The organism is Kitasatospora sp. NPDC097605 (assembly GCF_040302725.1).
GTDB lineage: Bacteria > Actinomycetota > Actinomycetes > Streptomycetales > Streptomycetaceae > Kitasatospora.
The window spans coordinates 81,837-104,704 of record NZ_JBEOSF010000028.1; the positions used below are offsets into that span (position 1 = coordinate 81,837).

Below are 22,868 nucleotides of genomic sequence, written 5' to 3' on the forward strand. Positions count from 1 at the left end.
GTCCACAGCGAAGGAATCCTCCGCCATGACCGCTGCCGCCGCCGGCTTCCGGATGCCCGCAGAGTGGGCTCCCCACGAGCGCACCTGGATGGCCTGGCCACGCCCCAACCTCACTTTCCCCACCGCCGAGGACCTGGCCGAGGGGCGCCGCGCCTGGGCGAACGTGGCCCGGGCGATCCGCCGCTTCGAACCGGTCACCGTCGTCTGCGCCCCCGGCCAGTGCGAGGAGGCGCGGGAACTGCTCGGCGAGGACATCGACATCGTCGAGCGCGACCTCGACGACGCGTGGATGCGCGACATCGGCCCCACCTTCCTCACCAACGGGCAGGGCGAACTCGCGGCCGTGCACTGGACGTTCAACGGCTGGGGCGAGAACCCCGAAAGCGCCGGCTGGGAGCACGACTCCACGATGGGCGCGCACGTGGCCGGCCTGGCCGGCGCCAGGACGTACGCCTCCCGGCTCGTCAACGAGGGCGGCGGCATCCACGTCGACGGGGAGGGCACCGTCCTGCTCACCGACACCGTGCAGCTCGGCCCCGAGCGCAACCCGGACTGGACGCGCGAGCAGGTCGAGGCGGAGATCCACGCCCAGCTCGGCACCACCAAGGCGATCTGGCTGCCTCGCGGCCTCACCGGCGACTACCCGCCCAACGGCTTCGGCACCCTCGGCCACATCGACATCGTGGCCGCCTTCGCCGCCCCCGGCACCGTCGTCGTGCACACCCAGCCCGATCCGGCCCACCCGGACCACGAGGTGTGCAAGGAGAACGTCGAGATCCTGAAGAACGCGACCGACGCGCGCGGACGCCGCCTGGAAGTCGTCGAGGTCCCCGCGCCGACCGTCCTGGAGGCCGACGGTCACTGGGTCGACTACTCCTACATCAACCACTACCTGTGCAACGGCGGCGTCGTGCTGTGCGCCTTCGGCGACGAGCGCGACGAGATCGCGGCGGGCGTCTTCCGCCGCCTGTTCCCCGAGCGGACCGTGGTGCTCGTGGATGCCCGTACGATCTTTGCCAGTGGGGGCGGCATCCACTGCATCACGCAGCAGCAGCCCGAGGTATGACCACGACCTGACCGAGGAGCAACGTCATGGCCGGTACGAACCGCGCGCGCAAGAACGCGCCGCCGCGCGAGGAAGTACTCGCCACGGCCATGGCGATGATCGCCGAGCGCGGCCTGGAGAAACTCACCATGGCCGCGCTCGGCCGCGAGGTCGGCATGAGCAGCGGCCACCTCCTCTACTACTTCCGCACCAAGGACGAGGTGCTGCTGGGCACCCTCGAATGGAGCGAGGCACGGCTCGGCGCCGAGCGCGGCAGGCTGCTCGCCGGGCGCGGCACGGCCCGCGAGCGCCTGGACGCCTACGTCGACCTGTACGTGCCGGCCGGCCACCGCGACCCGCACTGGGCCCTGTGGCACGAGGTCTGGAACCGTTCCTTCAACGCCGACGAGGCGGGCCGCGACCGGCAGGCCGTCATCGAGAGCGCCTGGCACCGCGACCTGGTCGCGCTGCTCGTCGAGGGCATGTCGCGCGGCGAGTTCCGTCGCGTGGAACCCGACCGCTTCGCGGTCCGCCTGCGGGCGCTGCTCGACGGCTTCAGCATCCACGTCGCGGTCGGCATGCGCGGCGCAGATCGCGCCCAGGTCCTCGCCCACGTACGGGAGTTCCTGGACGACACGCTCCGGCAACCGCAGGGAACCGGGACGGGACGAGAGCCGGGCCCGGCGTAGAGCACCACCCTTCCCGCGACGCCCGTCCAGTGAGCCCGGGCGGCAGGGAAGCCGCCCGCCGCAGGTTCCTCTCAGGCCGGCTGGCCGAGGCGGAAGACGTGGTGTTCGACGAAGAAGCTCTCCTCGGCCGGCTTCAGCACGAAGGTGTCGTGGAACGGCTGTGCGGGCTCGTCGGTGGTCCGGATCTGTCCGGCGACGACGATCAGGACGCCGCCGTCCCCCGTGGGCTGCGTGTCGGTCGAGGTGATGATGCGCTGGATCTTCTGGAAGCCGAGGTTCTCGATCCTCCGGACGATGCTCTGCCGGCCTGTGATCTGATCGCCTTCGATGGTGACCAGCGACTTGCCGTCCGAGTAGAAGTCGGCCAGGCCGGCACGGGCGGACTCGTCACCGTCGAAGGCGGCGTAGTACCGCTGGACGAACCCCGTGCCGATCTGTGCATGCTGCGGATTCAGGCTCATGACGGGAACCTAGCAGCGAGATCGCCCTTTCCCGCGGACCGTTCAGCGCGTCTGCCGGGATCCAGGTCACCGCCCAGGCCGACGACCACCGGGACACCCGCGCCCGCATCCCACGGCACTGCCACCGGCGCTGGCGGCGCGGCGGTTCCGGTGGGCGTCCGGGACGGCTGCCGGGGCGCGGAAGCCTCCGGCGGGAACGGCTTCTTGAATCCGGCCGTTGTCGTGCCCCGTGGAAGCCGGCAACAGGGATCTTTGTTCTGCGCTCGCGCCCCCGACATCGGATGGAGCGCACGGCTTTGCTCAGTGTCTGGTCCGGTGACAGAGGCGGCACGGTCGCTGCCTTGTCAGCGACCGTGCACCGTCGGACTCCTCAGGTGGTCCGGTTCCGACCCGTGCGGACTGGACAGCACCGTGTGTTCCGCCCGGAATCAGTGGTTGGGCATCGACCGTGAGTGGCTCTGCACCACCGCGGTCTGTCCTGCCTGCCCGGTGACCAGCTCCCGCAGTTTGGCGCGCGTCTCCGGATCCGTCGAGTACACGACGGTGCCGATCATTCCTCGCGTCAGCAGCACCTTGTAGGTGTTGCGGATCAGGCGGTCGATGTCGGCGTCGGTGGTGGACTTGCGGAAGACGGGGTCCTTGGAGGCCGTCCGGTCGGTGATCCAGCGGTCGGAGCGCCAGACGAGGTCCGGCCCGAGGATGACGCCGCTCCAGTCGTACTCGAAGCCCTGCGCGGTGTACACGCAGCCGACCTGGCCGAAGCCGGCCGGGTCGGTGGCCCACAGTGCGGCGGGTGGGGCGCCGGCGATCGAACGGTCGCCGTACACGTTCCACGGCCGGGCCCAGTCACCGATGTGCACGTCGAGGGGCAGCGGGTCCCCCGGAGCCACCTTCGTCGTCCACCTCCAGCAGTACCCGGCCGACATGCGAGCCCCGTAGCCCTCGGCGCGCCGGGCCTCGAGGAACGCCTCCAATTCCTGAGGGCTGTCGACCACCTCCAGGGCGACCTTGCCGTCGGGCTCCCAGCCGACCGGGCCGCCGGGCTCGAGGTTCAGCAGACACACCACCCAGTGCAGGTAGGCGTCACTGCCGCCGCAGCGGAACTGGCTGTCCAGCTCCACCACCCGGCACTCCAGGCCCTTCACCGCGGCGGCGGCCCGGATCTGGGCCACCGTGCCCATCTCGCCCGGCCGCACGACCTGGTGCTCGTCCAGCAGGAACACCGGCACCCGGGCGGCGTCGATCAGCTCCTCGATCTGGGCTTTCCCCGTGCGCTGGGCGGCCCGCGTGTAGCGGTTCGCCGACGTCTCCCGGATTCGGTGGGCTTCGTCGCAGATCAGCACGTCCAGACCATTGCGCTCGGCGGTCATGAAGCTGTTGAAGTACTTGAACAGCTCCTGCACCTCACGCTTCCGCGCCCCGGCGACCCGGCGCATCGTGGTGGTGAACGAACTGGACCCGGTCGCGTGCAGGGCCGTGACACCACGTCGGTACAGATCGCCCAGGAGGGACAGCGCGATCACGCTCTTCCCGGTACCCGGGCCGCCCGTGATGACGACCACCTCCTTGTGATCGGACCGCTGCGCCCGGCGAACCGCGCGCAGCACCAGTTCGTAGGCGACCCGCTGCTCGTCCAGCAGGACGAACTGCTCGCGCTCGCGGACCTCGTCGGCGGCGACCGTCATCAGCTGCTTGGACGGGGCCACCTTGCCCGCGAGCAACTGGTCCGCGGCTTCGGCGCCGGAGACCGGCTTCAGCTTCGAGCGGAGGTACTGGACGAACTCCCCGCGGCGCTCGGCGGTGAAGAGTCGGCCGCGGTCGTCCTGCGGCACCTCGTAGAGGCCTTGGACGCCGAACTCCGTCGCGTTGTGGAGGAAGGCCACGCCGGACAGCCGCTCGGGATGGGCGGCGAGCGCGCCGTTGAAGGAGATCAGATAGTCGCAGTAGCCGCGGACCTGCTCGATCGGGTTCAGCACCGGCCGGGTGTACGCGTCGACCCGGCAGAGCAGCGGCTCGCCGTCCTCCGGAAGCGCGCTGGTCCACTGCTTGAGCTCGACCACCACGTACGACGGCTCGCCCGTGCCTGGGTGGACGCCGGCGAGTATGACGTCGGCTCGCTTGCTGTTCAGCGGCAGCGAGTACTCGAGGAGTACCTCCACCATGCCGAGTCCGGCGTCCAGCAGCGCGTTGGTCAGAACCGGGATGCTCCGCTCCCAGGAGCGCACCTCGGACGGGCTCGGCTTGTGGCCGTGCTTGTGGACGAACTGGTCGATGAGACGCACGAACAGTGATCCGGCCAGGCTCTCGGCGGCGACCGCGGACGCGGAGTCGCGGAACAGCAAGACATGCTCCCAGGCAGCACGAAGTGACTCGTGCGGGTGGGGGCATGTCCCGGAAGGGAAGCCCGGCGGGCCGCGCTGATGACTGGGCCAACCTATAACGGAGCGCCTAAGCGGGTGTCCGAACCCTTGGGCTTCCAGTGGCGCGTGACGGATCCCGGTGTCCTGTTCGACCAGCGACCGGATCCTCTCCCGCGAGGTGGGGTCCGCCACGTAGGCGGGCAGTGGGGAGACGGGCGAGCCAGTCGGCATTCGCGGCGATGAGCTGCCGTGACGGCTTGATCAGGTGGAGGCGGACGTTCTCCCGGACCAGAACGATCGGGCCATCGAGAGCTGGAGCCGGGTGCGAACGAATAGGTCCCGGAGATCCGAGCTGGGCCCCGGGCACCCAGGAAGCCCCCTCGGCTGGCCTCCGATCTCTCCGAGCCGGCGGCAGACCCGGTGCCACCGCTGGACGGCAAGCCGACCGCCTGCCGGGAGGTTGTGCACGGGTGGACCTTCGCCCGGGTCGATCTCTTGACGGGTTCGCCGTCGATGAGCATTGTGTACCGACGGCCGCTTCTGCATCTAGGATCTGCGTACTGCTTGCGGCCCGACAGGCTTCCCGCTGAGGACATGCCCCCAACCCGCACGAATCACTCGTGGTCTGGTCTGGGGGAGTCCCTTCGTGCCCATGCTCCTGCTGAAGTTGTCGGCGCAGGATCTGCTCACTCTGAACTCGCGTCGCCGGATGGTGCCGCATCTTGCCGAACGGTGGCGAAAGTTCCGGGAGCACGAGGCTTCGGAGACGGAGCGGTTCGCGTGGGCGGAGAGTCTGATTTGTCTGGCGAACGATTTGGTCGCCGCTGGTCGCGGCAATGTGCAGATGGTCGTCGAGTGCGCCGCGACTGCCGACGAGGACATCAGGGGGAGCAGTCCCAGACTCGTGGACGTCGTCCTGGTGGGCCGCCATCCGCGCGAGAACCGGCCGTCCGTCCAGCTGGTGGAGCTGAAGCGTTGGTCGACCGTGACCAGGGTCGAGCGGGCCATTGCGGACCAGATCTACGTGGCGGGCCTGGCGAAGCCCAAGAAGCACCCTGCGCTGCAACTGCGTGAGTACTACCATGCGTTCACCAGTAGCCGGGGCCCCTTCGGCACGGTCGACATCGAGTGCGGCGGCTTTGCCTACCTGCACAACGCCACCGAGGACTCGGTCCGTCCGCTGATCGACGTGGACGCACCGACGGGTGCCTATGCGCGGGTGTACACCGGTGATCGTCGCCGCCAGTTGCTGACCGACCTGCAGGGACACTTCGCCGCCGACGGCGGCGGCATCGAGGCCGAGCTGCTGCTGCAGGGCATCGGTGTACGCAACGCATCGCTGCTTGACGCGATGATGTTGTCCCGGGGCACGGACACGGTCTTCACCCTGCGCGGGCGGCAGAAGGAGGTGGCTGATCAGATCCTGGAGACGGCTTCCAAGGTACTGCCCTCCCCGAAGCAGTCCGCGCTGGTTCCGGACGAGCAACGAGTAGTTTTCCTGGTGACCGGTGGCGCAGGCACCGGCAAGAGCGCTATCGGCCTGCAGATCAAGGCGGAGCTGGAGGCCGCCGGCCGGAACGTCAACTACGCCAGCGGGAGCAGGGCCTTCAACGCGGCGATGCAGGAGCACGTCGGTGTCGGTGACCGGGAGTTCAAGGAGACCTTCACCTACTTCTTCGATTACGTCACGACGCCCGAGCCGCTGCTCGATGTTCTGATCTGCGATGAGGCGCACCGACTCCGTGACCGCTCCGAGAACCGGTTCTGGCCGCCGGAGAAGCAGGGAACTCAGCCGCAGGTGGACGAACTCCTCGATGCGTCCCGGCTGACGGTGTTCTTCCTCGACGAAGGCCAGGTCGTTCGTCCGAAGGAGGTCGGTACGGTCGACCTGATCCAGCAGGCGGCTGATCGGCGCGGAGCCAAGGTGGTGCGGTACGGCCTCCGGGAGCAGTTCCGATGCGGTGGCAGTGATGCCTACGTTCGCTGGGTGCACGCGCTGCTTGGTATGTCGGACGACGAACCTGAGCACTGGACGCCGGACGGCTTGATGCATGTCGAGGTGGTGGACACGCCGGACGCGCTCAAGGACATCATCCTCGGCGAGGAGAACGCCGGGGCATCCGCGCGTATGGTTGCCGGCTACTGCTGGCCTTGGACCGAGCCTCTGGGCCGGGAGAAGCGATTGGAGCGGGATGTCAGGATAGGTGACTGGCAGGAGCCGTGGAACGCGAAGAGCGACAGCTTCTGCGCGGACGGCGTCCCGCCCGGTGTCAGGTGGTCGATGCACAAGAACGGCATCGGCCAGATCGGCTGTGTGTACACCGCGCAAGGCCTCGAGTGGGACTGGTGCGGAGTGATCATGGGCGATGACATGGTGCGCCGGGACGGCCAGTGGGTGTTCCGCCGAGGCAAGGAGACGGAGAAGTCGGCGCAAGGTGTAAGACGGGTGAGAGTTCCCGGATCGCTTGATCCGAAGGTCAGTGCGAGCAGTGTCGGTGACGAGGAGTTCGCCCGCCTGATTCGGCACGCCTACCACGTGCTGTTGACCCGGGCCAGCCGGGCGACGGTGCTCTATTCCACGGACGAGGAGACCCGGGTCTTCCTCAAAGGCCTTGTCGGGGAGACCGAGATCCACGGATTGCGGCCGACTCGGGAGAGTTTGCCATGGCATCACGACCGTCCGAAGCGGGGACGGAAGAGGCCCAAGAACGACCTTCGGTTGTTCTGACAGAAGGTGTGGAACGGTGGAAGTGGCGGGCTCGCCGGGCCCGCCACTGACCTGCGTCAGAAGAGCAGGTGCGCCATCGAGGTCAGCGCCGCCACCAGCATGTTGGAGGCGACTCCGACGGCGATGTCGGTGAGGATCCTGCGGATCCGTCCACGACGCGCAGGCTTGTACTCGATCGAGGTCATGCGGCCATCTCCAGGTGGTGATATCGGAATGGCAGGGGGCGCCCCACCGGGCAACCACGCTCACGTCAGGTGGTGACTACCTGACGGGCACAACCATTCGTCAATCGCCGCCTGTTGAGGGCGCATGGAACCTAGGCCTCGTACCCTCCGGGAAGGTGCGCAGCACGGCGAGCATACCGCCTGGGCGGATCGGCGGCGGGGGTCAGGGAACGGCGCTTCTCCCGGGTCGCGTGCAGCGAGGGCGCCCGATCCGGCCCTGGGGACGCCATCGGTCCCAGAGCCCGTCCCACTCGAAGGTGCCGTCACAGCGCGCTTCCAGTAGATCGAGCTTGCCGGCGTTCGCAGCGGCGTTCCTCGACTTCGGTGCCCGGAACGTCGGCACGCCGTTGGAGATCTTTCGATGGCTTTGGCCGCGAGCGCTACGACGGAGTCGGGGAGGGGCCGGAGCGGAGAGCACTGGGGGAGTGCCGGAGACCACGCGTCCTTCACCACTGTCTCTGTGTGTCTTTCGGTGAACGAACAGCGCGGGCTGTCTACCGTCTGACGTGCAGCGATGGCCACGGCCGGGCGACTCGGGGTCAAGGGGTCGCACAGCTGGGGGGCCGGCTGGGTGTTCGTGGTGGGGGTGGTGTCAGGCGTCCTGGGGGCTGGGCAGGGGGCGGGGTGTGGTGGGCTCGGGGAGTTGGCGGGACGTCAGGGTGGCGGCGAGGGTGAGGAGGAGGGTCCCGGCCAGTGGGAGTGTCCAGGAGGGGGCGATGGAGAGGGTGGCTCCGCCGATGCCGCCGCCGAGGGCGACGCCCAGGTAGGAGGAGGCGCTGCTGACGGAGACGGCGATGGTGGGCGCGGCCGGTGCCCGGTCCATGACGCGCTGGACCTGGGCGCCCGGCACGATCCAGTAGAGGACGCCCCAGGCGGCGGTCGCCGCCAGGAAGACCACGGTGGCCGGGCCCTCGGCGACCCGGGCGACGAGGGCGGCCAGCGCCAGTGCGGCGAATGCCGCGACGACGCCCAGCACACCGGTGAGGTACGCCCGGTCCGGGCCGCGGCGTTCGCTGAGCCGGCCGCCCGTCGCCGTGCCGACGGAGGCGGCCACGCCCCAGGCGAACAGCACCCAGCCGACCCCCGCCGCGCTGAGGCCCGTCACCTCGCGGGCGAACACGGCGAGGTAGGTGTAGACGGTGAAGCTGCCGGCCACCGCGCAGGCGTTGGCCAGGACGGCGAGCAGCACGGCCGGCTCGGCGGCGACCCGCAGCCGGGCCGCCATCGTGATCGGCGGCGGTGACGGCGTGGCCGGCAGTGTCAGGGCGAGCCCGACGATCCCCAGGCCCGCGAGCCCGGTGATCAGTCCCAGCGTGGTGCGCCAGCTGCCCAGGGCGCCGATCACGGTACCGATCGGCACTCCCAGCGCGGTGGCCACCGACAGGCCCCCCATGACCAGGGCCAGCGCGCGGCTGCGGTGGCGCTCGCCGGTCATGGCCGTCGCCGCGGCCACCGCGGTGTTCATGAACACCGCGGCGGCGGCGCCCGCGAGCACCCGGGCCACGAGCAGCGTCGGGTAGTCGGGCGCGAGCGCGCCGAGCAGATTGGCGAGGAGGAAGGCCCCGAGGGAGCCGTAGAGCATGATCCGCCGGCCGACGTTCGCGGTCAGTGTCATCAGCACCGGCGCGCTGACGGCGTAGCTGAGGGCGAAGACGGTGACCAACTGGCCCGCGACCGGGACGGAGACGTGGAAGTCGTCCGCGATCGACCGCAGGATGCCGGTGGTGACGTACCCGTCCGTGCCGATGGCGAAGGCGCCGAGGGCGAGGACCAGGACGGCCGAGCGGTGGGGCATGCGTTCCTTCTGCTGCGGGTGTCGCCGGTTCACCGGGCGCCGCCGCCTTCCACGAGGCCCGCGTCGGCCAGGCAGCCGGTCATCGACTCCGTGGTGACGAGCAGGGCGCGCGAGCGCAGCGGGTCGGCCTCGAAGCGGTCGGCGAAGACGGCGGCGGCCAGGGCGCGGCCGGTGAGGCCGGCCGGGCCCGCGTCCGCCACGGCGGCCAGCAGGGCCGGGAGCCGCTGTTCGGTCAGGGCCACGTCGTCGCCGGTGCCGAGTTCCCAGAAGCCGTCGGGCAGGTCCAGTGCCCGGCCGCGGTAGAGCCGCACGGCGGCGTCCACCGCCGCGCCCCGCGCGCCGGGGACGGCGGTGAGCACGTCGTCGAGCGTGCGGGTGCCGGAGAGGTCCGTGAAGGTGACCCGGCCCGTGCCGCCGGAGCGGCTGATCATCCCGCAGGCGAAGTAGTGCGGCTGCTCGTAGCGGCGCATGTGGGCGTCGACGGTCTCCAGGATCTCGGCGGGCCGCAGTTCCGGGTTGTGCCGCTGGGCGTGCAGCGCCGTCAGGGCGGCCCGCACCTCCGGGACCGTGCGGCCGTCGGCGACGACGCAGACGTCGTGCCCGGCCTCCTTGGCGAAGGCCTCGACCTCGGGCAGCAGCAGCGGGCCGGAGGCGTCGCCGAGGCTCTGGAACCGGGTGATCAGCAGCCCGTCGCGGGGGTCGAGCAGACCGGCGGCGCGGCGCAGCAGCCGTCGGTTGAGGTCCAGGCCGTCGGGCCCTCCGTTGCCGGCCGCGGAGTACCGCAGGGAGGGCGGCACAGGCACGTAGGGGAGGTTGGCCACCACGCAGTTGAGCGGGTCGCCGGGGCCGTGGTGCTGGAAGAAGTCGCCTAGCCGGGTGCGGACGCGGTCACCGAGGCCGTTGAGGGCGGCCGTCAGGGCGGTGGCGTCCAGGCAGTCCTGCTGGAGGTCGGCGCCGGTGACCTCGGTGCAGCTCAGGGCGAGGGCGCAGGTGGTGATGCCGGACCCGCAGCCCACGTCCAGGGCACGTCCGGTGGGGCGGGCCCGCAGGATGGTGTCGACGAACCGCAGCGAGTCCTCGCCGATGTAGACGTTGCCGGTGCCCGGTCGCCCGGCCCGGTCGCGGGCGGCGAGCAGGCCGCGGAAGGCGGTGACCTCCCAGCGTCCCGGCCCGCCGGTGGCGTCGGCGAGACCGAGCGCCGTGAGGCGTTCGGCGAGGGCGGCGTCGAGGCCGCGAGCGGGCCGCCGACCGTGGTGGAGCAGGTTCCACAGCGCGGTGCCGGTGTCCTCGGACGGAGCGGCGGCGGCCTCGGGGGGCGAGGGGTCCCAGGGTTCCCAGGGCAGCCCCGAGCGGCGGCGGGCGTGCTCCACCCGGTCGGCGAAGGCGGTGCGGCGCAGCAGGCCGGTGAGGGGGCCGGGGTCGGGTGCGGTCATGCGGCGGTGACGTCCTCCTGCTCGCGGGTGGCCCGGTGGGCGGCCGCCGCCGCCACGAACGCCTCGAACACGGGCCGGGAGGGCCCGACTTCGGGGTGGCCCTGGATACCGAGGGCGAAGCGGTGACCGGTCAGGCTGATCGTCTCGACCACGGCGTCGGCACTCCAGCCGGTGGCGACGACGCCGGCGCCGAGGGTGTCGATGGCCTGGTGGTGGAAGCAGGGGAGGTCGCTCTCGGCGCCGAGGAGCGAGCCCGGCAGGGCGTCGGTGCGCAGGGTGATCCGGCTGGGGGCGAAGACCGGTTCGGCGGGCATGTGGTCGTCGTTGCCGACCGCGTCGGGCAGGTGGGGCAGCAGGGTGCCGCCGCGCAGCACGTTCATCAGCTGCATGCCCCGGCACACGCCGAGGACCGCCCGGTCGTCCGCCAGGGCCAGGCGCAGCAGGGCGCTCTCCCAGATGTCGCGCTCCGGCGCCGGCTTGCCGGCGTGCGGGCCGGGCGCGGCCCGGTAGAGGGCGGGGTCGATGTCGGCGCCGCCGACGAGCACCAGCCCGTCGAGGCCGGCCATGACGGCGGCGGCCTCGGGCTCGGCGCCGGAGGGCGGTAGCAGGACGGGGACACCGCCGGCGGCGGTCACCGCGGCGACGAAGTCGGTCGGGACCAGGGAGGCGTGGCGGTGCCACCCGCGCCAGGAGGCGTCCTCCTGGTAGGTGGTGATGCCCACCACCGGCTTGTCGCCGGCCTCCGCCGTCACCGCGCCGCGTCCAGGACCCAGGCGGAGCCGTGCTGGGTGAACCCGATGTGCGGGTAGTACTCGGTGGCCGCCGGCGCCGACAGCAGGACGATCTTCGCCCGGGGCGCGGCCTCCTGGACCCGGCGGATGAGGTCCACGCCGATGCCGCGCCGCTGGTGGGCCCGGTCGACCGCGATGTCGCTGAGGTAGGTGACGTAGGAGCCGTCGGTCAGGCAGCGCGCGATGCCGACCAGCCGGTCGTCGGTGCGGGCCACGACGATCAGGTTGGCGTTGCGGACCATCGCGGTGAACCGCTCGGTGTCCTCCACCGGGCGTCGCTCGCCCAGGCCGGAGGAGCGGTACAGTTCGGCGACCTCGGCCACGTCGAGGTCGGCCGCGTCGATGACTTCACACTTCCACATGGAGCAGTTCCTCCAGTCGTTGCCGCATGACGTGCCGGGAGCGCAGGAAGCGGGCCGGGTCGTACAGGTCGTCGCCGGTGACGATGCCACGGTCGCGCAGGGTCTCGCGCAGGTGCCGGCCGGTCTCCCAGGTCTCGGTGGCCGCGTCCTGCACCGTGCGGTACGCCTTCTCCCGTTCGGAGCCGGTGGACATCAGGTGCAGCATCACGGTCGAGCTGTGGATCAGGCCGTCGGTCTGTTCGAGGTTGGCACGCATCCGGTCGGGGAAGACGCGCAGCCCCTCGATGAGTTCGGCGGCGCCGGTGACCTGGTAGTGCGCCGCGATGAGGCTGTCGGGCAGGACGACGCGCTCGACGGAGGAGTGGGCCAGGTCCCGCTCGTGCCACAGCGCGACGTCCTCCAGGGCGGCGCCGAGGCCGGCCCGCAGCAGCCGGGCCAGGCCGCACAGCCGTTCGCTGGTGGTGGGGTTGCGCTTGTGCGGCATGGCGCTGGAGCCCTGGTACGCGCTGGAGCGCGGCTCCTCCACCTCACGGACCTCGGTCCGCTGCAGCAGCCGCATCTCCAGGCCGATCTGTTCGACCACCGCGCCCAGCAGGGCCACGGCGCCGAGCAGTTCCGCGTGCCGGTCGCGCGCCACGACCTGGGTGGGCACCGGCTCGACGCCCAGCCCGAGGGCCTCGCACACATAGGCCTCGACGAACGGGTCCACACTGCCGTAGGTGCCCACCGGACCGGAGACGGTGCCGACGGCCACCGCGGTGCGGGCGGCCCGCAGGCGTTCGAGGGAGCGGTGGACGCCGAAGGCGAAGCCGGCCAGCTTCTGCCCGAAGGTGGTGGGCTCGGCGTGGATGCCGTGGGTGCGTGCCACGCAGACGGTGTCCCAGTGCTCGACGGCCCGCGTGGTGAGGGCCCGCAGCAGCCGCCCGGTCGCGGCCAGCAGGAGGTCGCAGGAGGCGGCGAGGGTGTGGCCCAGCGCGGTGTCGACCAGGTCGTAGCTGGTCATGCCGAAGTGGACCCGGCGTGCCGCGTCGTCGGGGATCGAGGCGGTGTACGCGGCGAGGAAGGCGAGGACCTCGTGATCGCGGGTGCGTTCCTGCTCGCGCACCTCCTCGGGGGTGGGCACCCGGCCGGCCCGCACCGCGGCGAGTTCGGCCTCGGACACCGTGCCCAGCCGTGCCTGCGCCTCGCAGGCGAGCACTTCGACGCGGACCCACGAGGCGTACTTCGCCTCGTCGGTCCAGAGCCGGGCCATCTCCGGGAGCGAGTAGCGCGGGATCACCCGGGCCTCCGGGCCAGGACGGCGCACGTGCGGTTGTTGGCCCGGATCGGTCCCCTGGCGAGCTCGGCGGTGAGCGCCGCGACGCCCGACTCGAACTCCTCGTCCGGGATGAGGTGGAGGGAGGAGAAGGCCTTCTCGCGGTACTTGGTGGCGTCGGTGAGCTCGTAGGTGCTCTCGAAGACCCGGCTGCCGCCGTCGGTGAAACCGGCGGCCCGCGCTTCGGCCCGCAGGACGTCGATCGCGTGGTGGCGGCCGAGTTCGACCTCGACGGTGGAGGGGAAGTACCGCGCCACGGGGACGCGGGAGCGGATGATCTCCTCCGAGTCCGTCGCGGTGCACAGCACGCCGCCCGGCTTGAGCGCGCGCAGCGCGCCCTCGAAGTAGCGGCGGGGCTCGCGGACGTAGTGGATCACGTCGACCGAGAAGACCAGGTCGAGGGAGGCCTCGGGCAGGTCGAGGAGGGCCATCTCCTCGGCGCGTCCGGTGCGCAGTTCGAGCTCGGCCTCGTGGGTCGCCGCGGCCTTGAGCATCTCCGGGTAGGGGTCGACGCCCAGCGCGCGGGCGCCGGTCAGCCGCTGGAGCGCGGCGAGGTGGTTGGCGGTGCCGCAGCCCATCTCCAGGACCGTCGAGTCACCGCCCAGGCCGGCGAATTCCGCCAGGAACTCCACCAGCCCCGGGTAGGGGCGGCGGTGCCGGGCGTACTCGGTGGCCAGCCGGTCGTAGTCCAACTCGGTCACGAGGACTCCTTGGCGGTGTACCGCTGGTGGACGGTGCGGGCCTGCCACAGGTACCAGACGCTGTAGGCGTACGTCGCCGCCCAGGCCTGGGGGGTGCGCAGGGTGTTCTCGTACTTCAGCCAGCCGGCCAGCGAGCAGGCCGCGCCGATGTACAGGCGGCAGCGCACGACGGGCGCCGGCTCGCCGCCGGGGGCGGTCCGGACCAGCCGGTGCTCGATCGCCCGCAGCCGGTCGGAGAACCGCAGGGGCAGCCGCAGGGCGCTGACGTCGTGCGGCCGGGCGGGGTCGAAGGCGTCGCCGAAGAGGGCCTCCGGCTTGCCCTCCCGGGCGGCGTGCAGGATGGCGGGCATCGGCAGCAGTCCGTGCAGCAGCGTGGCGAGGTCGAAGACCGGGTCGCCGTAGCCGATGTCGGGGCGTTGCCGCTGCTCCCAGACGGTGCGCGGGTCGATGAAGACCGGGCCGCCCCCGGAGCGGCGGAGCATGTTGGTCGGGTAGATGTCGCCGTGCACCTGGCTGCCGGTGCGCGGGAGCAGGGCGGGGGCGTGCTCGTGGAGCCACGCGGTCGCCGCCGTGTAGCCGGGGATGCGGGTGCCGTCCGGCAGGGTCAGTTCGGCGGCCAGGTGCTCGTCGAGGTCGAGGCCGAGGCCGAGGCCGCGCTCGTGGTCGCGGGCGTGGTCGCGCTCGCGCTCGCGCTCGTGGCCGCGGGCGCGGTCGCCGAAGCAGCGGCGGAAGGTGGAGCGGAAGGCGGGCTGCTCGCGCAGGGCGTCGAAGCGCTCGCGGTAGAGGTAGTCGGCGCTGGTGGGGCGCTGTTCGCCGGCGGTGAGCCGGTACCAGCCCGCCAGTTGGTCGAGGTAGGGGGCGAGGATGTCGGCCGCGTCGGGTGCGAGTTCGGTGCGGGCCTCGTCCTCGAAGAGACGCTTCTCCAGGTCGGCGGCCTCGACGGCCTCCATGAGGCTGGTGCCCTGCCGGCCCTGGATCTGCACGCCGCGCAGCCGGGGGAAGAGCGCGTCCCGGCCGATGCGGGCCAGGTCGTCGTTGGTGCGCGAGGTGAAGCCGGTCTCGGAACGGATCATTCCCGACTCGCCGGTCTTGGCGACGAGTTGGCTCCCGTCTCCGGCGTCGAACTGGACCACGCCGACGGAGTCGGAGCCCGGCCGGTGGAAGCGGGTGACGGTGGGGGTCGGGCGGGTGGCGGCGGCCCAGGCGCGCAGCCTGGCGGCGGCGACCGCGGAGGCGATCACCTCGGCCTCGTCGGTCCTCCCGTCGGACTCCAGGCACCAGCCGTGCAGTTCTCCGCCGAGGAGGAACGTGCGGCGTGCCGGCCGTCCGGCGGGAGGGCCGGCGCCGGGGGGCGGCGCGTCGGCCGGGAGGGCGGACACGCTGACGCCGAACGGTTCCAGTCGCTCGGTCAGCGCGGGCACCAGGCCGGTGCAGCCGGATGACTCCACGACGATGACGGAGGGGGCCACGGTATCCGGCAGGAGACCCTGGCCGTCGAGAACGGAATAAAGGTTCGCCAGCTCGGCCGCAGTGGCGGGCCGCGCTAACTCGGTGAGTAATTCGCCCACGTCCGAATATTCCTTACCCGTGAAATTGTCCGGCCGGCGGCCGGTCGGGATCTCTGCAGCCCTTCCCTTGCCCAGGGGTCGGGAAACCACTCGGCCGTGTGACCCTGGTCACTACGGGGCCCTCTGGTTTGCCTGTCGTTCACGGTGCTAGCATCCAAGTTTAATGGAATTTGAAGTTGCAGCGACCTCGGTGCCGTTTTCACGGCGCCGAACAGGGGTGGGTGATTTCAATTCGATCCGACGGTTTTCCTCATTTACTTGAATCGACGGCCGGGCGGGCCAGGCGGTGCGGCACCACGAAGCAGTCCCTGCATGTCGCCCTCACGTTGGACGGACGTCTCCCCGAGGATGTCGGACGCGCCGCCCTCACCGCCGCCGACCTGCAACTCGTCCAGGAGATAACCACCCGGGAATTACCCATCGACCCGGGCGCGACCGGCCCTGACCTGCTGATCCTCGACCGGACCGGCCGCATGCTCTTCTTATGGGACGCGTCCCGCGCCCCGGCCGGCTCCCATGTCGTGGGTTCGCTCGTGACCGACCCGGAAACGCGGGCGGAATTACGTCGCCGATATCTGGACCGGGAAGCCGCGGAAGAGGCGGACCGCGCCGAACTCCGCACGTACCTGATGGGCCGTCCTCCCGAGCGGAACCGGGCGGACCTGGCGCGCCTCGGTCATGTATTACTGCACATGGCACCGGTCCAGGTCTACGTGGGCGACCGGTTGTTCTCCAACCTCGGCAGTTCCGGGAACCTCCCCGGAAAATCGATCGCACCCACGGCTTCCGAGAACATTCTCGCCCGGCTCGCCGCCCTTCCGGCGGGGGAGTGGTCGAAAGAGGAAGCCGCATTTGTCGCACTTTCGACCGTCCTGCTGAGCAGCGGCACCCAGGCCCGGCTCGAGGAAGCCAACGGCACCCACCTCACCTCCGCCGGCGTCGCGGCCCTGCTGACCGGACACATCCGCGGATACGGCGCCGAGCCGCCCGACGTCGAGGGCGTCCCCCCCGTCACCGGGCTCGAAGCCCTCGCCCGCCGCTGCGCCGCCGAACGACGCGCCCGCCTCGGCGACGGAACCGTCTTCTACCGGCTCATCCACGGGGCCAACCTCAACAAGACGGAGCACCTGCTGCGCCCGGCACTCGGCTACGCCGACGTACCCCTCCCGCTGCGCGCCCTCCTGGAACGCGAGGCGGGCATCGGCGCGGACACCACGACCATCGGGGAGACGGCGCCGGCCTTCGAGGCGCTGAGCGACACGCTCCACGCCGCTCCCGCCCCCGAACGCTTCAGCAGCGCCTACGAGGCCCTGCTCAGCCGCTTCATGGCGACCCTCGCCGAGGCGACCGCGTCGGACGTCGCCATGGGCCGCGGGCCCCGCTCCTTCGCGCCCCTGGAACCCGGCGGCACCGGCGAGGACGATCCGCTCGCACTCCGGAGCAACGACTTCTTCTGCTGCGTCGCACCCAGCGCCGCCTTCGCCGAGTCCTTCGGCGAGGACCGCGCCGCGCTGGTGAAGACCCTGAGCGCCTACAGCGCCCGCATGCGCTTCAACAGCTGGCACTACCTCCCGCACACCCTGGGCATCACCGACCGCGTGCCCGGGCGCGACGACTGGTTCTTCGCCCCCACCATGCCCGACCTCACGCACCACTCCGACCAGCACCACACCGGCCACGTCGCCTTCCACGTGCGCTACGCCATCCGCGTCCCGCTCGGCATCGACCACGCCGGCCGCCACCTGCCCGGACTGTACGACCTGCGCCTGATGCGCGGCGCCGGTGAGCGGTACACCACGGACGACCTGCGGGCGGCCGTCGCCTCCGGCCGGGTCCTCGCCGTCCTGCACCAGGCGATGAGCCGGCACCGGGTGACCGTCCGCGACTTCGGGAACGAATGGTTCCGTGCCCGCTATGGATGACGCACTCCGCCGGCTCGACAGCGCCGGACTGCGCCGGCTGTACGCGGCCCGGCAGCTGTCCCCGGTCGAGTACACCGAGGACACCCTGCGGCTGATCGACGCACTCGGCCCGGTGCTGGGCGCCTTCGTCACCGTGGCCGCCGACCGGGCGCTGGCACAGGCGGCCCGCGCCGAGGAACGCGTCCTCCGCCTCGGCGAGGCGGCCTGGGACGGCCGGCCGCTGCTCGGCGTACCGCTGAGCGTCAAGGACCTGACCGCGACCGAGGGCATCCGCACCACGCGCGGCTCCTTGGCCCTGCGCGACGCCGTGCCCGTCCGGGACGCGCCCGCCGTGGCCCGGCTGCGCCGGGCCGGCGCGATCGTCCTGGGCAAGACCACCACGTCCGAAGGCGGTTGGAGCGCCGGAACCGTCAACCGCCTCGGACCGCCGGCGGCGAACCCCTGGGACCTCTCCCGCAGCGCCGGCGGATCCAGCGGCGGCGCTGCGGCCGCGGTGGCCGCCGGCCTGGGCATCGCGGCGACCGGCACCGACGGCGCCGGGTCGATCCGCATCCCCGCCGCCTTCTGCGGCGTGGTCGGCTTCAAACCCAGCCATGGCCGCGTCCCCTACGTGCCGTACTGTCCCGACCGGCTGGCGCACCTGGGACCGCTCACCCGTACGGTCGCCGACGCGGAGCTGCTGCTGCGCGTGATGGCGGGGCCCGACCCGGACGACCCGGACTCGCTGCTCCCGCCGCCCGTCCCGCCCGCCGCCGACGGGCCGCTGCGCATCGCCTGGATCGAGGGGCTGCGCGCACCGGGCCCCTCCGTACCGGCGGACCCTCAGCGGGCGGCGGTCGAACGACTCGCGGCGGCCGGCCACCACGTGGAGACGATTGCGCCGCCGTTCGACGACGCCTATCCGGCGCTGGTCACCCTGCTGGCCGCCGCCGAGGCGGCCGCGTCCCCCGTCGAGGACGACGGGTCGGCCGACCCGGCGCGGCTGGCGGTCGTCCGGCACGGCAGAACGCTGACCGCCGTCCAGCTGGTGCACGCCGAGGCCGAGCGGGCCGAGCTGGCCCGGAGGCTGGCGTCCTGCCTGCAACGGTTCGACGTGCTGGCCGTGCCCACCGTGCCGGTGCCGCCGTTCGCCGTGGACGCCTGGCATCCCGACGAGCCCGCCTACGAGGACCCCCTGGCGTGGCTGTCCTGGGCCCCCGCCGCCTTCCCCTTCAACCTGGCGGGCCTGCCGGCCGTCTCCGTCCCGGCCGGCTTCGGCCCCGACGGACTGCCGGTGGGCCTCCAGCTCGCCGCGGCCCGGCACCACGACGCACTGGTGCTGCGCGTCGCGGCGGAAGTCGAACGTGCGAACCCCCGGCGCGACGCACACCCTGGAAAGGACCGGCACCTGACGTGACCGACACCCCCCGCCCGGCGGGCCACCGCGCCTCCGGCGTCGACCGCGCCGACCGCGCCTACCGCGCCTACCGCGACGTGAGCACCGGCAGCCGGGACTTCATCGCGCGCCACGGCCTGTGGGACGACCACCGGCGCGAGGCGGCCGCCGAACTCGAGGCGTCCCTGGAGCCGTTGGACTTCGTACGGCTGGTGTTCGCCGACCCGCACGGCCTGCCGCGCTCCAAGACGCTGACGGCCGACGCGTTCCGCACGGTGCTGCGCAACGGCATGGACCACAGCCCGGGGCCGTTCGTCTTCGACACCGGCCACGCCACGGCCGTCGACTTCACCGCTCCCGGGGGCGGCATCGGGCTCGACGAGCTGCTCGGCGCGGGCGACTTCGTCCTGGTGCCCGATCCGCTGACCTTCCGGGAGCTGCCGTACACGGGGCCGCGCACCGGCTGGGTGGTCGGCGACGAGTACCTGCGCTCCGGCGCCCCCCACCCGCTGTCCAGCCGGGGGCTGCTGCGCCGGCTCTGCGCCGGGCTGCGGGAGAAGGAACTGGACTACGTCGTGGGTCTGGAGGTCGAGTGGTACCTGACCCGGCTCGTGGACCGGCCCTACGCCGGCCGGCCCGGCGGCTTCGGGGTGCAGGGCCGGCCACCGGTCGTCCAACCGGTCAACGGCGGTTACCAGTTCAACCTGGAGGGGCTGACCGACGCGCTGGAGCCGGTGCTCGCTCCGCTGACCCGGGCCCTGACGGACATGGGCCTGCCCCTGCGGTCGGTCGAGCACGAATCCGGGCCCGGGCAGCTGGAGTTCACCTTCGCGCCGCAGAGCGCGCTGGACGCCGCGGACACCATGCTGCTGTTCCGCGCCACGGCCAAGCAGGTCTGCGCCCGGCTGGGCCACCACGCCTCGTTCATGGCGCTCCCCGGTCTTCCCGGTTTCGACGCGAGCGGCTGGCACCTGCACCAGTCCCTGGCCCGCGCCGCCACGCGCGAGAACCTGTTCACCTCGCCCGACGGCGAGCGCGCCCTGTCCGAGACCGGTGAACGCTTCCTGGCCGGGCTGCTCGCGCACGCGGCCGACGCGGCCCTGCTGTGCGTGCCGACCGTCAACGGCTACCGCCGCATGGGCGACCGGTTCTCCCTCGCACCCACCCGCGCCGCCTGGTCGGTCGAGAACCGCGGCGCGTTCCTGCGGGTCCTGGGCGCCTACGGCGATCCGGCGGCCCACATCGAGAACCGCATGGGCGAGCCCTGCGCCAACCCCTATCTGTACCTGGCGGGGCAGCTCGCGGCCGGGCTGGACGGCATCGAGCGCAAGCTCGTCCCGGGAGGCCCGGCCGCCGACCCGCACGACAGGGCGCTGCCCCCGCTGCCGCGCGACCTGCGGGAAGCGCTCGACGCCCTGGCCGCCAGCGACTTCTACCGCGAGGTGCTCGGCGATCCGCTGACGGAGTGTCTGCTCCGTTTGAAGGAGAGCGAGTTGCGGCGGTACACGGCGTGGCAGGCTGGTGCCGCGGCGGACGACGCACATCACATCGAATGGGAGCACCGTGAGTACTTCGCGACGTACTGAGACCTACCGCACCCGCGTGGTCCGCACGGTCGAGGACCTGGCCCCGGAGACCGACGGACTCGCCGCCGCCGCGGGCGCCTCCGAGTTCTACTACGGCCACGAGTTCCTGCGCGCCTACGAGCGCGAGCCCATCCAGCCGGTGCACGCCGTGCACTACATCGAGGTGCTGGACGAGGACGACCGGGTCATCGCGCTGACGCCCTGCTACGTGCAGGGCGACCCGCTGCGGGCCCTGGGGATGGCCCCCGACGAGAAGGCGCTGCTCAGCCACGTCTGGCACTGCAGCGACACCCGGCTGGCCAGCACCCGCACCGACCCCGTCGTCGCGACGGCGATCGTGACGCGCATGCGGGAGATCGCCGCTTCGGCCGGCCTCGCCCGCTGCGGCTTCATCAACGTGGCCACCGGTTCGCCCACCGCGCTCGCACTGGAGGCCGCCGGGCTGACCGGGACCGATCTGGACACCCGCTACACCGTCGACCTGGCCGCCGCGGGGGATTGGCAGGGCTACCTGTCCACGCTGAGCTACAACGCCCGTCGCGAGTACGCCCGGCAGCTGCGCCGCGCCGACGACTGCGGCGTGAAGATCACCGAGCGGGTGCCGGACGGCGAGGAGGACCCGCAGAGCCTGCAGATCTTCGAGGTGCTGATGGCCAACGTCGGGTCGGCGGGCTACTACAGCAAGGAACGCATCGCGGCCTTCCTGCGCTACACCCGCAAGGGCGCCCGCATCATCGAGGTGACGATGGACGGCGAGATCATCGCCAAGGCGGTGGTCTTCCTGGAGGCGAAGAAGATCCACGCGTGGGCGGGCGGGTACGACCGCAACGCCGACGCGGCGAACGGGCGCCCCTTCAGCTCCTACTACGTGCTGATGTCGGCCATCATCAAGCTCGGCCTGCGGGCCGGCGTGCCCACCCTGGAGGGCGGCCGCCGCAACGGCGCCTTCAAGGTCCGCTACGGGATGCGCCCCCAGCCGCTCCAGGCCTTCATGACCGACGTGTGACCGGGGGCGGCGACGCCTTCCCCGACGGCCGCGGTCGTCGCGGCGCGCCTGCCCGGCCCGCCGCGACCGCGACCACCTCGAACGGAGCCGCCGCGCGGGCCACGGCCTGTCCGGCGGACCTCGCCGGCTCCCTGCGCGCCGCGGCCGTCGTCCGGCACCGGGACCCGCCCGCCTCGACGCCCCCTCGGGCCTCGGGCGTCCTCGCCGGCACCGGCTCCGCCACACTCACCACGGCGGCGATCGGCGGCGCCCTGCTGATCCTCGGCGGCCCCACCGTCGCCCTCGGCCGCCGTCGGCGCTGCCACGGCTGACCGGGAAGCCCCCGAAGGGCGGCGGGTCGAATCGGTCGATATCGGTTCGGATTTCCGGATTGGGGGCATCCGTTCTTGGCCTTTTCTTCGCCGTGGCGTGAGGCCCGGTACATGTCAAGGACGGTGATTTCCGGTAATCAAGGGAAAGGGATTCGGGGAATACGGCTCTGGTATTCTGATGGGCAGTCAGACGGATCACTGCGGCACATGATTGCAATCATCCACAGAGAAGAGTCGACCTTGAAGAAGTCCGTCATCATCACCGGTGCGTCCTCGGGACTCGGACTGGCCACGACGCGTGAACTCGCTGCGGGGGGAAGCCATGTGATCATGGCTTGCCGGAGTGTGCCGAAGGGGGAAGCGGCCGCGGCGGAGATCCGTGCGGCGATTCCCGGGGCGAGTCTGGAGGTGGTGGAACTCGATCTTTCGTCGCTCGCGTCGGTGCGGGCCGGGGCCCGGGAAATCCTCGCGAACTCCGACCGGCCGCCGGTGCACGTGCTGATCTGCAATGCCGGAATCCAGGTGGTGAACGGAGTCCAGCGATCGAGCGACGGCTATGAACTGACGTTTGCCACGAATCATCTCGGGCATTTCCTGCTGACCCAGCTGCTGATCGACCACATCGTCGAGCCGGGCCGGGTGATTCTGGTCTCCAGTGAGGTGCACCAGGGGCCCTGGAAGTCGATGGGATTCCCGGCCCCGCGCTGGGAGGACCCGCAGGACATGGTCGACCCCGACCGTTCGGTGCTGGGCACCTCGGCGAAGTCGGGCCGGATCCGTTACGCGACCTCCAAGCTGGCGAACCTGTACAACACCTATGAGCTGGCCCGGCGGATCGCGCCGCGCCGGATCACGGTGAACGCCTTCGATCCCGGGCTGATGCCCGGCACCTCGCTGGACCGCGACTGGCCGCCGGCCATCCAGCGGATCTACGCCCAGCTGACTCCGCTGCTGGTCATGACGCTGCCGGGGGCCCGGTCGGTCGAGCAGTCCTCCGGTGACCTGGCCTGGCTGGCCACCTCGCCGGAGGTGGCCGAGGCCACCGGTACCTACTTCTCCGGGCGGCGGCCGCGGGCCAGCTCCAAGGAGTCCCACGACCGCACCCGGGCCGCCGATCTCTGGGCGGCCTCCGAGCAGTTGGTCGCCGCGCACGGCTGAGCCGGGCGCCACGACGGGGGTCGTTTCCCGAGCCGGCC

19 protein-coding genes are annotated in these 22,868 nt (G+C 71.7%); 9 read left to right on the top strand and 10 right to left on the bottom strand.

Features of this window, described 5'->3' with window-relative positions; translation table 11 throughout:
• Window positions 1-25 precede the first annotated feature (25 nt).
• Window positions 26-1,066, top strand: a complete 1,041-nt coding sequence (locus ABTX81_RS27210) for an agmatine deiminase family protein (protein WP_350550485.1) — start codon at window positions 26-28, stop codon at window positions 1,064-1,066.
• Window positions 1,067-1,092: 26 nt separating this feature from the next.
• Entirely contained in the window at window positions 1,093-1,734 is a 642-nt protein-coding gene (locus ABTX81_RS27215; RefSeq protein ID WP_350550488.1) for a TetR/AcrR family transcriptional regulator, read from the top strand.
• A gap of 71 nt (window positions 1,735-1,805) precedes the next feature.
• Here the strand turns inward: ABTX81_RS27215 and ABTX81_RS27220 are convergent, their stop codons facing one another.
• Together ABTX81_RS27220 and ABTX81_RS27225 are read right to left on the bottom strand one after the other, a co-directional pair.
• Window positions 1,806-2,195 (bottom strand): nuclear transport factor 2 family protein, encoded by a 390-nt coding sequence (locus ABTX81_RS27220; RefSeq protein ID WP_350550491.1) that lies wholly within the window; start codon window positions 2,193-2,195, stop codon window positions 1,806-1,808.
• 428 nt (window positions 2,196-2,623) lie between these two features.
• Window positions 2,624-4,537 (bottom strand): DNA/RNA helicase domain-containing protein, encoded by a 1,914-nt coding sequence (locus ABTX81_RS27225; RefSeq protein ID WP_350550494.1) that lies wholly within the window; start codon window positions 4,535-4,537, stop codon window positions 2,624-2,626.
• Between the two features lie 670 nt (window positions 4,538-5,207).
• Here ABTX81_RS27225 and ABTX81_RS27230 point away from each other — a divergent pair.
• Entirely contained in the window at window positions 5,208-7,283 is a 2,076-nt protein-coding gene (locus ABTX81_RS27230; protein ID WP_350550497.1) for a DUF2075 domain-containing protein, read from the top strand.
• Window positions 7,284-7,339: 56 nt separating this feature from the next.
• Here the strand turns inward: ABTX81_RS27230 and ABTX81_RS27235 are convergent, their stop codons facing one another.
• The 8 genes from ABTX81_RS27235 to ABTX81_RS27270 form a co-directional block, all read right to left on the bottom strand.
• Entirely contained in the window at window positions 7,340-7,468 is a 129-nt protein-coding gene (locus ABTX81_RS27235) for a DUF6408 family protein (protein WP_350550500.1), read from the bottom strand.
• Window positions 7,469-8,099: 631 nt separating this feature from the next.
• Complete coding sequence (locus tag ABTX81_RS27240; protein WP_350550503.1) at window positions 8,100-9,302, bottom strand: MFS transporter; 1,203 nt, start codon at window positions 9,300-9,302, stop codon at window positions 8,100-8,102.
• Between the two features lie 29 nt (window positions 9,303-9,331).
• Window positions 9,332-10,735 carry a methyltransferase domain-containing protein gene (locus ABTX81_RS27245; RefSeq protein ID WP_350550505.1) on the bottom strand — a complete coding sequence of 468 codons (1,404 nt, stop codon included), beginning with the start codon at window positions 10,733-10,735 and terminating at the stop codon, window positions 9,332-9,334.
• The gene (locus tag ABTX81_RS27250) at window positions 10,732-11,487 is read right to left on the bottom strand and encodes a gamma-glutamyl-gamma-aminobutyrate hydrolase family protein (protein WP_350550508.1); all 756 of its coding nucleotides are present in this window, start codon (window positions 11,485-11,487) and stop codon (window positions 10,732-10,734) included. Before ABTX81_RS27250 ends, ABTX81_RS27245 begins: the two co-directional genes overlap by 4 nt.
• Complete coding sequence (locus tag ABTX81_RS27255) at window positions 11,484-11,888, bottom strand: GNAT family N-acetyltransferase (RefSeq protein WP_350550510.1); 405 nt, start codon at window positions 11,886-11,888, stop codon at window positions 11,484-11,486. Before ABTX81_RS27255 ends, ABTX81_RS27250 begins: the two co-directional genes overlap by 4 nt.
• Entirely contained in the window at window positions 11,875-13,194 is a 1,320-nt protein-coding gene (gene purB / locus ABTX81_RS27260) for an adenylosuccinate lyase (RefSeq protein ID WP_350550512.1), read from the bottom strand. The genes ABTX81_RS27255 and purB overlap by 14 nt, the downstream gene beginning before the upstream one ends.
• Complete coding sequence (locus tag ABTX81_RS27265) at window positions 13,164-13,904, bottom strand: class I SAM-dependent methyltransferase (protein WP_350550515.1); 741 nt, start codon at window positions 13,902-13,904, stop codon at window positions 13,164-13,166. Before ABTX81_RS27265 ends, purB begins: the two co-directional genes overlap by 31 nt.
• Window positions 13,901-15,373 carry a phosphotransferase family protein gene (locus ABTX81_RS27270; RefSeq protein WP_350550518.1) on the bottom strand — a complete coding sequence of 491 codons (1,473 nt, stop codon included), beginning with the start codon at window positions 15,371-15,373 and terminating at the stop codon, window positions 13,901-13,903. The genes ABTX81_RS27265 and ABTX81_RS27270 overlap by 4 nt, the downstream gene beginning before the upstream one ends.
• A gap of 425 nt (window positions 15,374-15,798) precedes the next feature.
• On the opposite strand from ABTX81_RS27270, the gene ABTX81_RS27275 reads away from it, so the two are divergent.
• The 6 genes from ABTX81_RS27275 (at window position 15,799) to ABTX81_RS27300 (ending at window position 22,830) form a co-directional block, all read left to right on the top strand.
• On the top strand, window positions 15,799-17,394 hold the full coding sequence (locus ABTX81_RS27275; RefSeq protein ID WP_350550521.1) for a hypothetical protein: 1,596 nt from the start codon (window positions 15,799-15,801) through the stop codon (window positions 17,392-17,394).
• Complete coding sequence (locus tag ABTX81_RS27280; RefSeq protein WP_350550524.1) at window positions 17,387-18,790, top strand: amidase; 1,404 nt, start codon at window positions 17,387-17,389, stop codon at window positions 18,788-18,790. Before ABTX81_RS27275 ends, ABTX81_RS27280 begins: the two co-directional genes overlap by 8 nt.
• Window positions 18,787-20,355 (top strand): glutamine synthetase family protein, encoded by a 1,569-nt coding sequence (locus ABTX81_RS27285; RefSeq protein WP_350550527.1) that lies wholly within the window; start codon window positions 18,787-18,789, stop codon window positions 20,353-20,355. Before ABTX81_RS27280 ends, ABTX81_RS27285 begins: the two co-directional genes overlap by 4 nt.
• Window positions 20,333-21,361 carry a GNAT family N-acetyltransferase gene (locus tag ABTX81_RS27290; RefSeq protein WP_350550529.1) on the top strand — a complete coding sequence of 343 codons (1,029 nt, stop codon included), beginning with the start codon at window positions 20,333-20,335 and terminating at the stop codon, window positions 21,359-21,361. Before ABTX81_RS27285 ends, ABTX81_RS27290 begins: the two co-directional genes overlap by 23 nt.
• The gene (locus ABTX81_RS27295; RefSeq protein ID WP_350550532.1) at window positions 21,358-21,672 is read left to right on the top strand and encodes a hypothetical protein; all 315 of its coding nucleotides are present in this window, start codon (window positions 21,358-21,360) and stop codon (window positions 21,670-21,672) included. The genes ABTX81_RS27290 and ABTX81_RS27295 overlap by 4 nt, the downstream gene beginning before the upstream one ends.
• Before the next feature lie 240 nt (window positions 21,673-21,912).
• Window positions 21,913-22,830 carry an SDR family NAD(P)-dependent oxidoreductase gene (locus ABTX81_RS27300; protein WP_350550535.1) on the top strand — a complete coding sequence of 306 codons (918 nt, stop codon included), beginning with the start codon at window positions 21,913-21,915 and terminating at the stop codon, window positions 22,828-22,830.
• The last annotated feature ends 38 nt before the right edge of the window (window positions 22,831-22,868 follow it).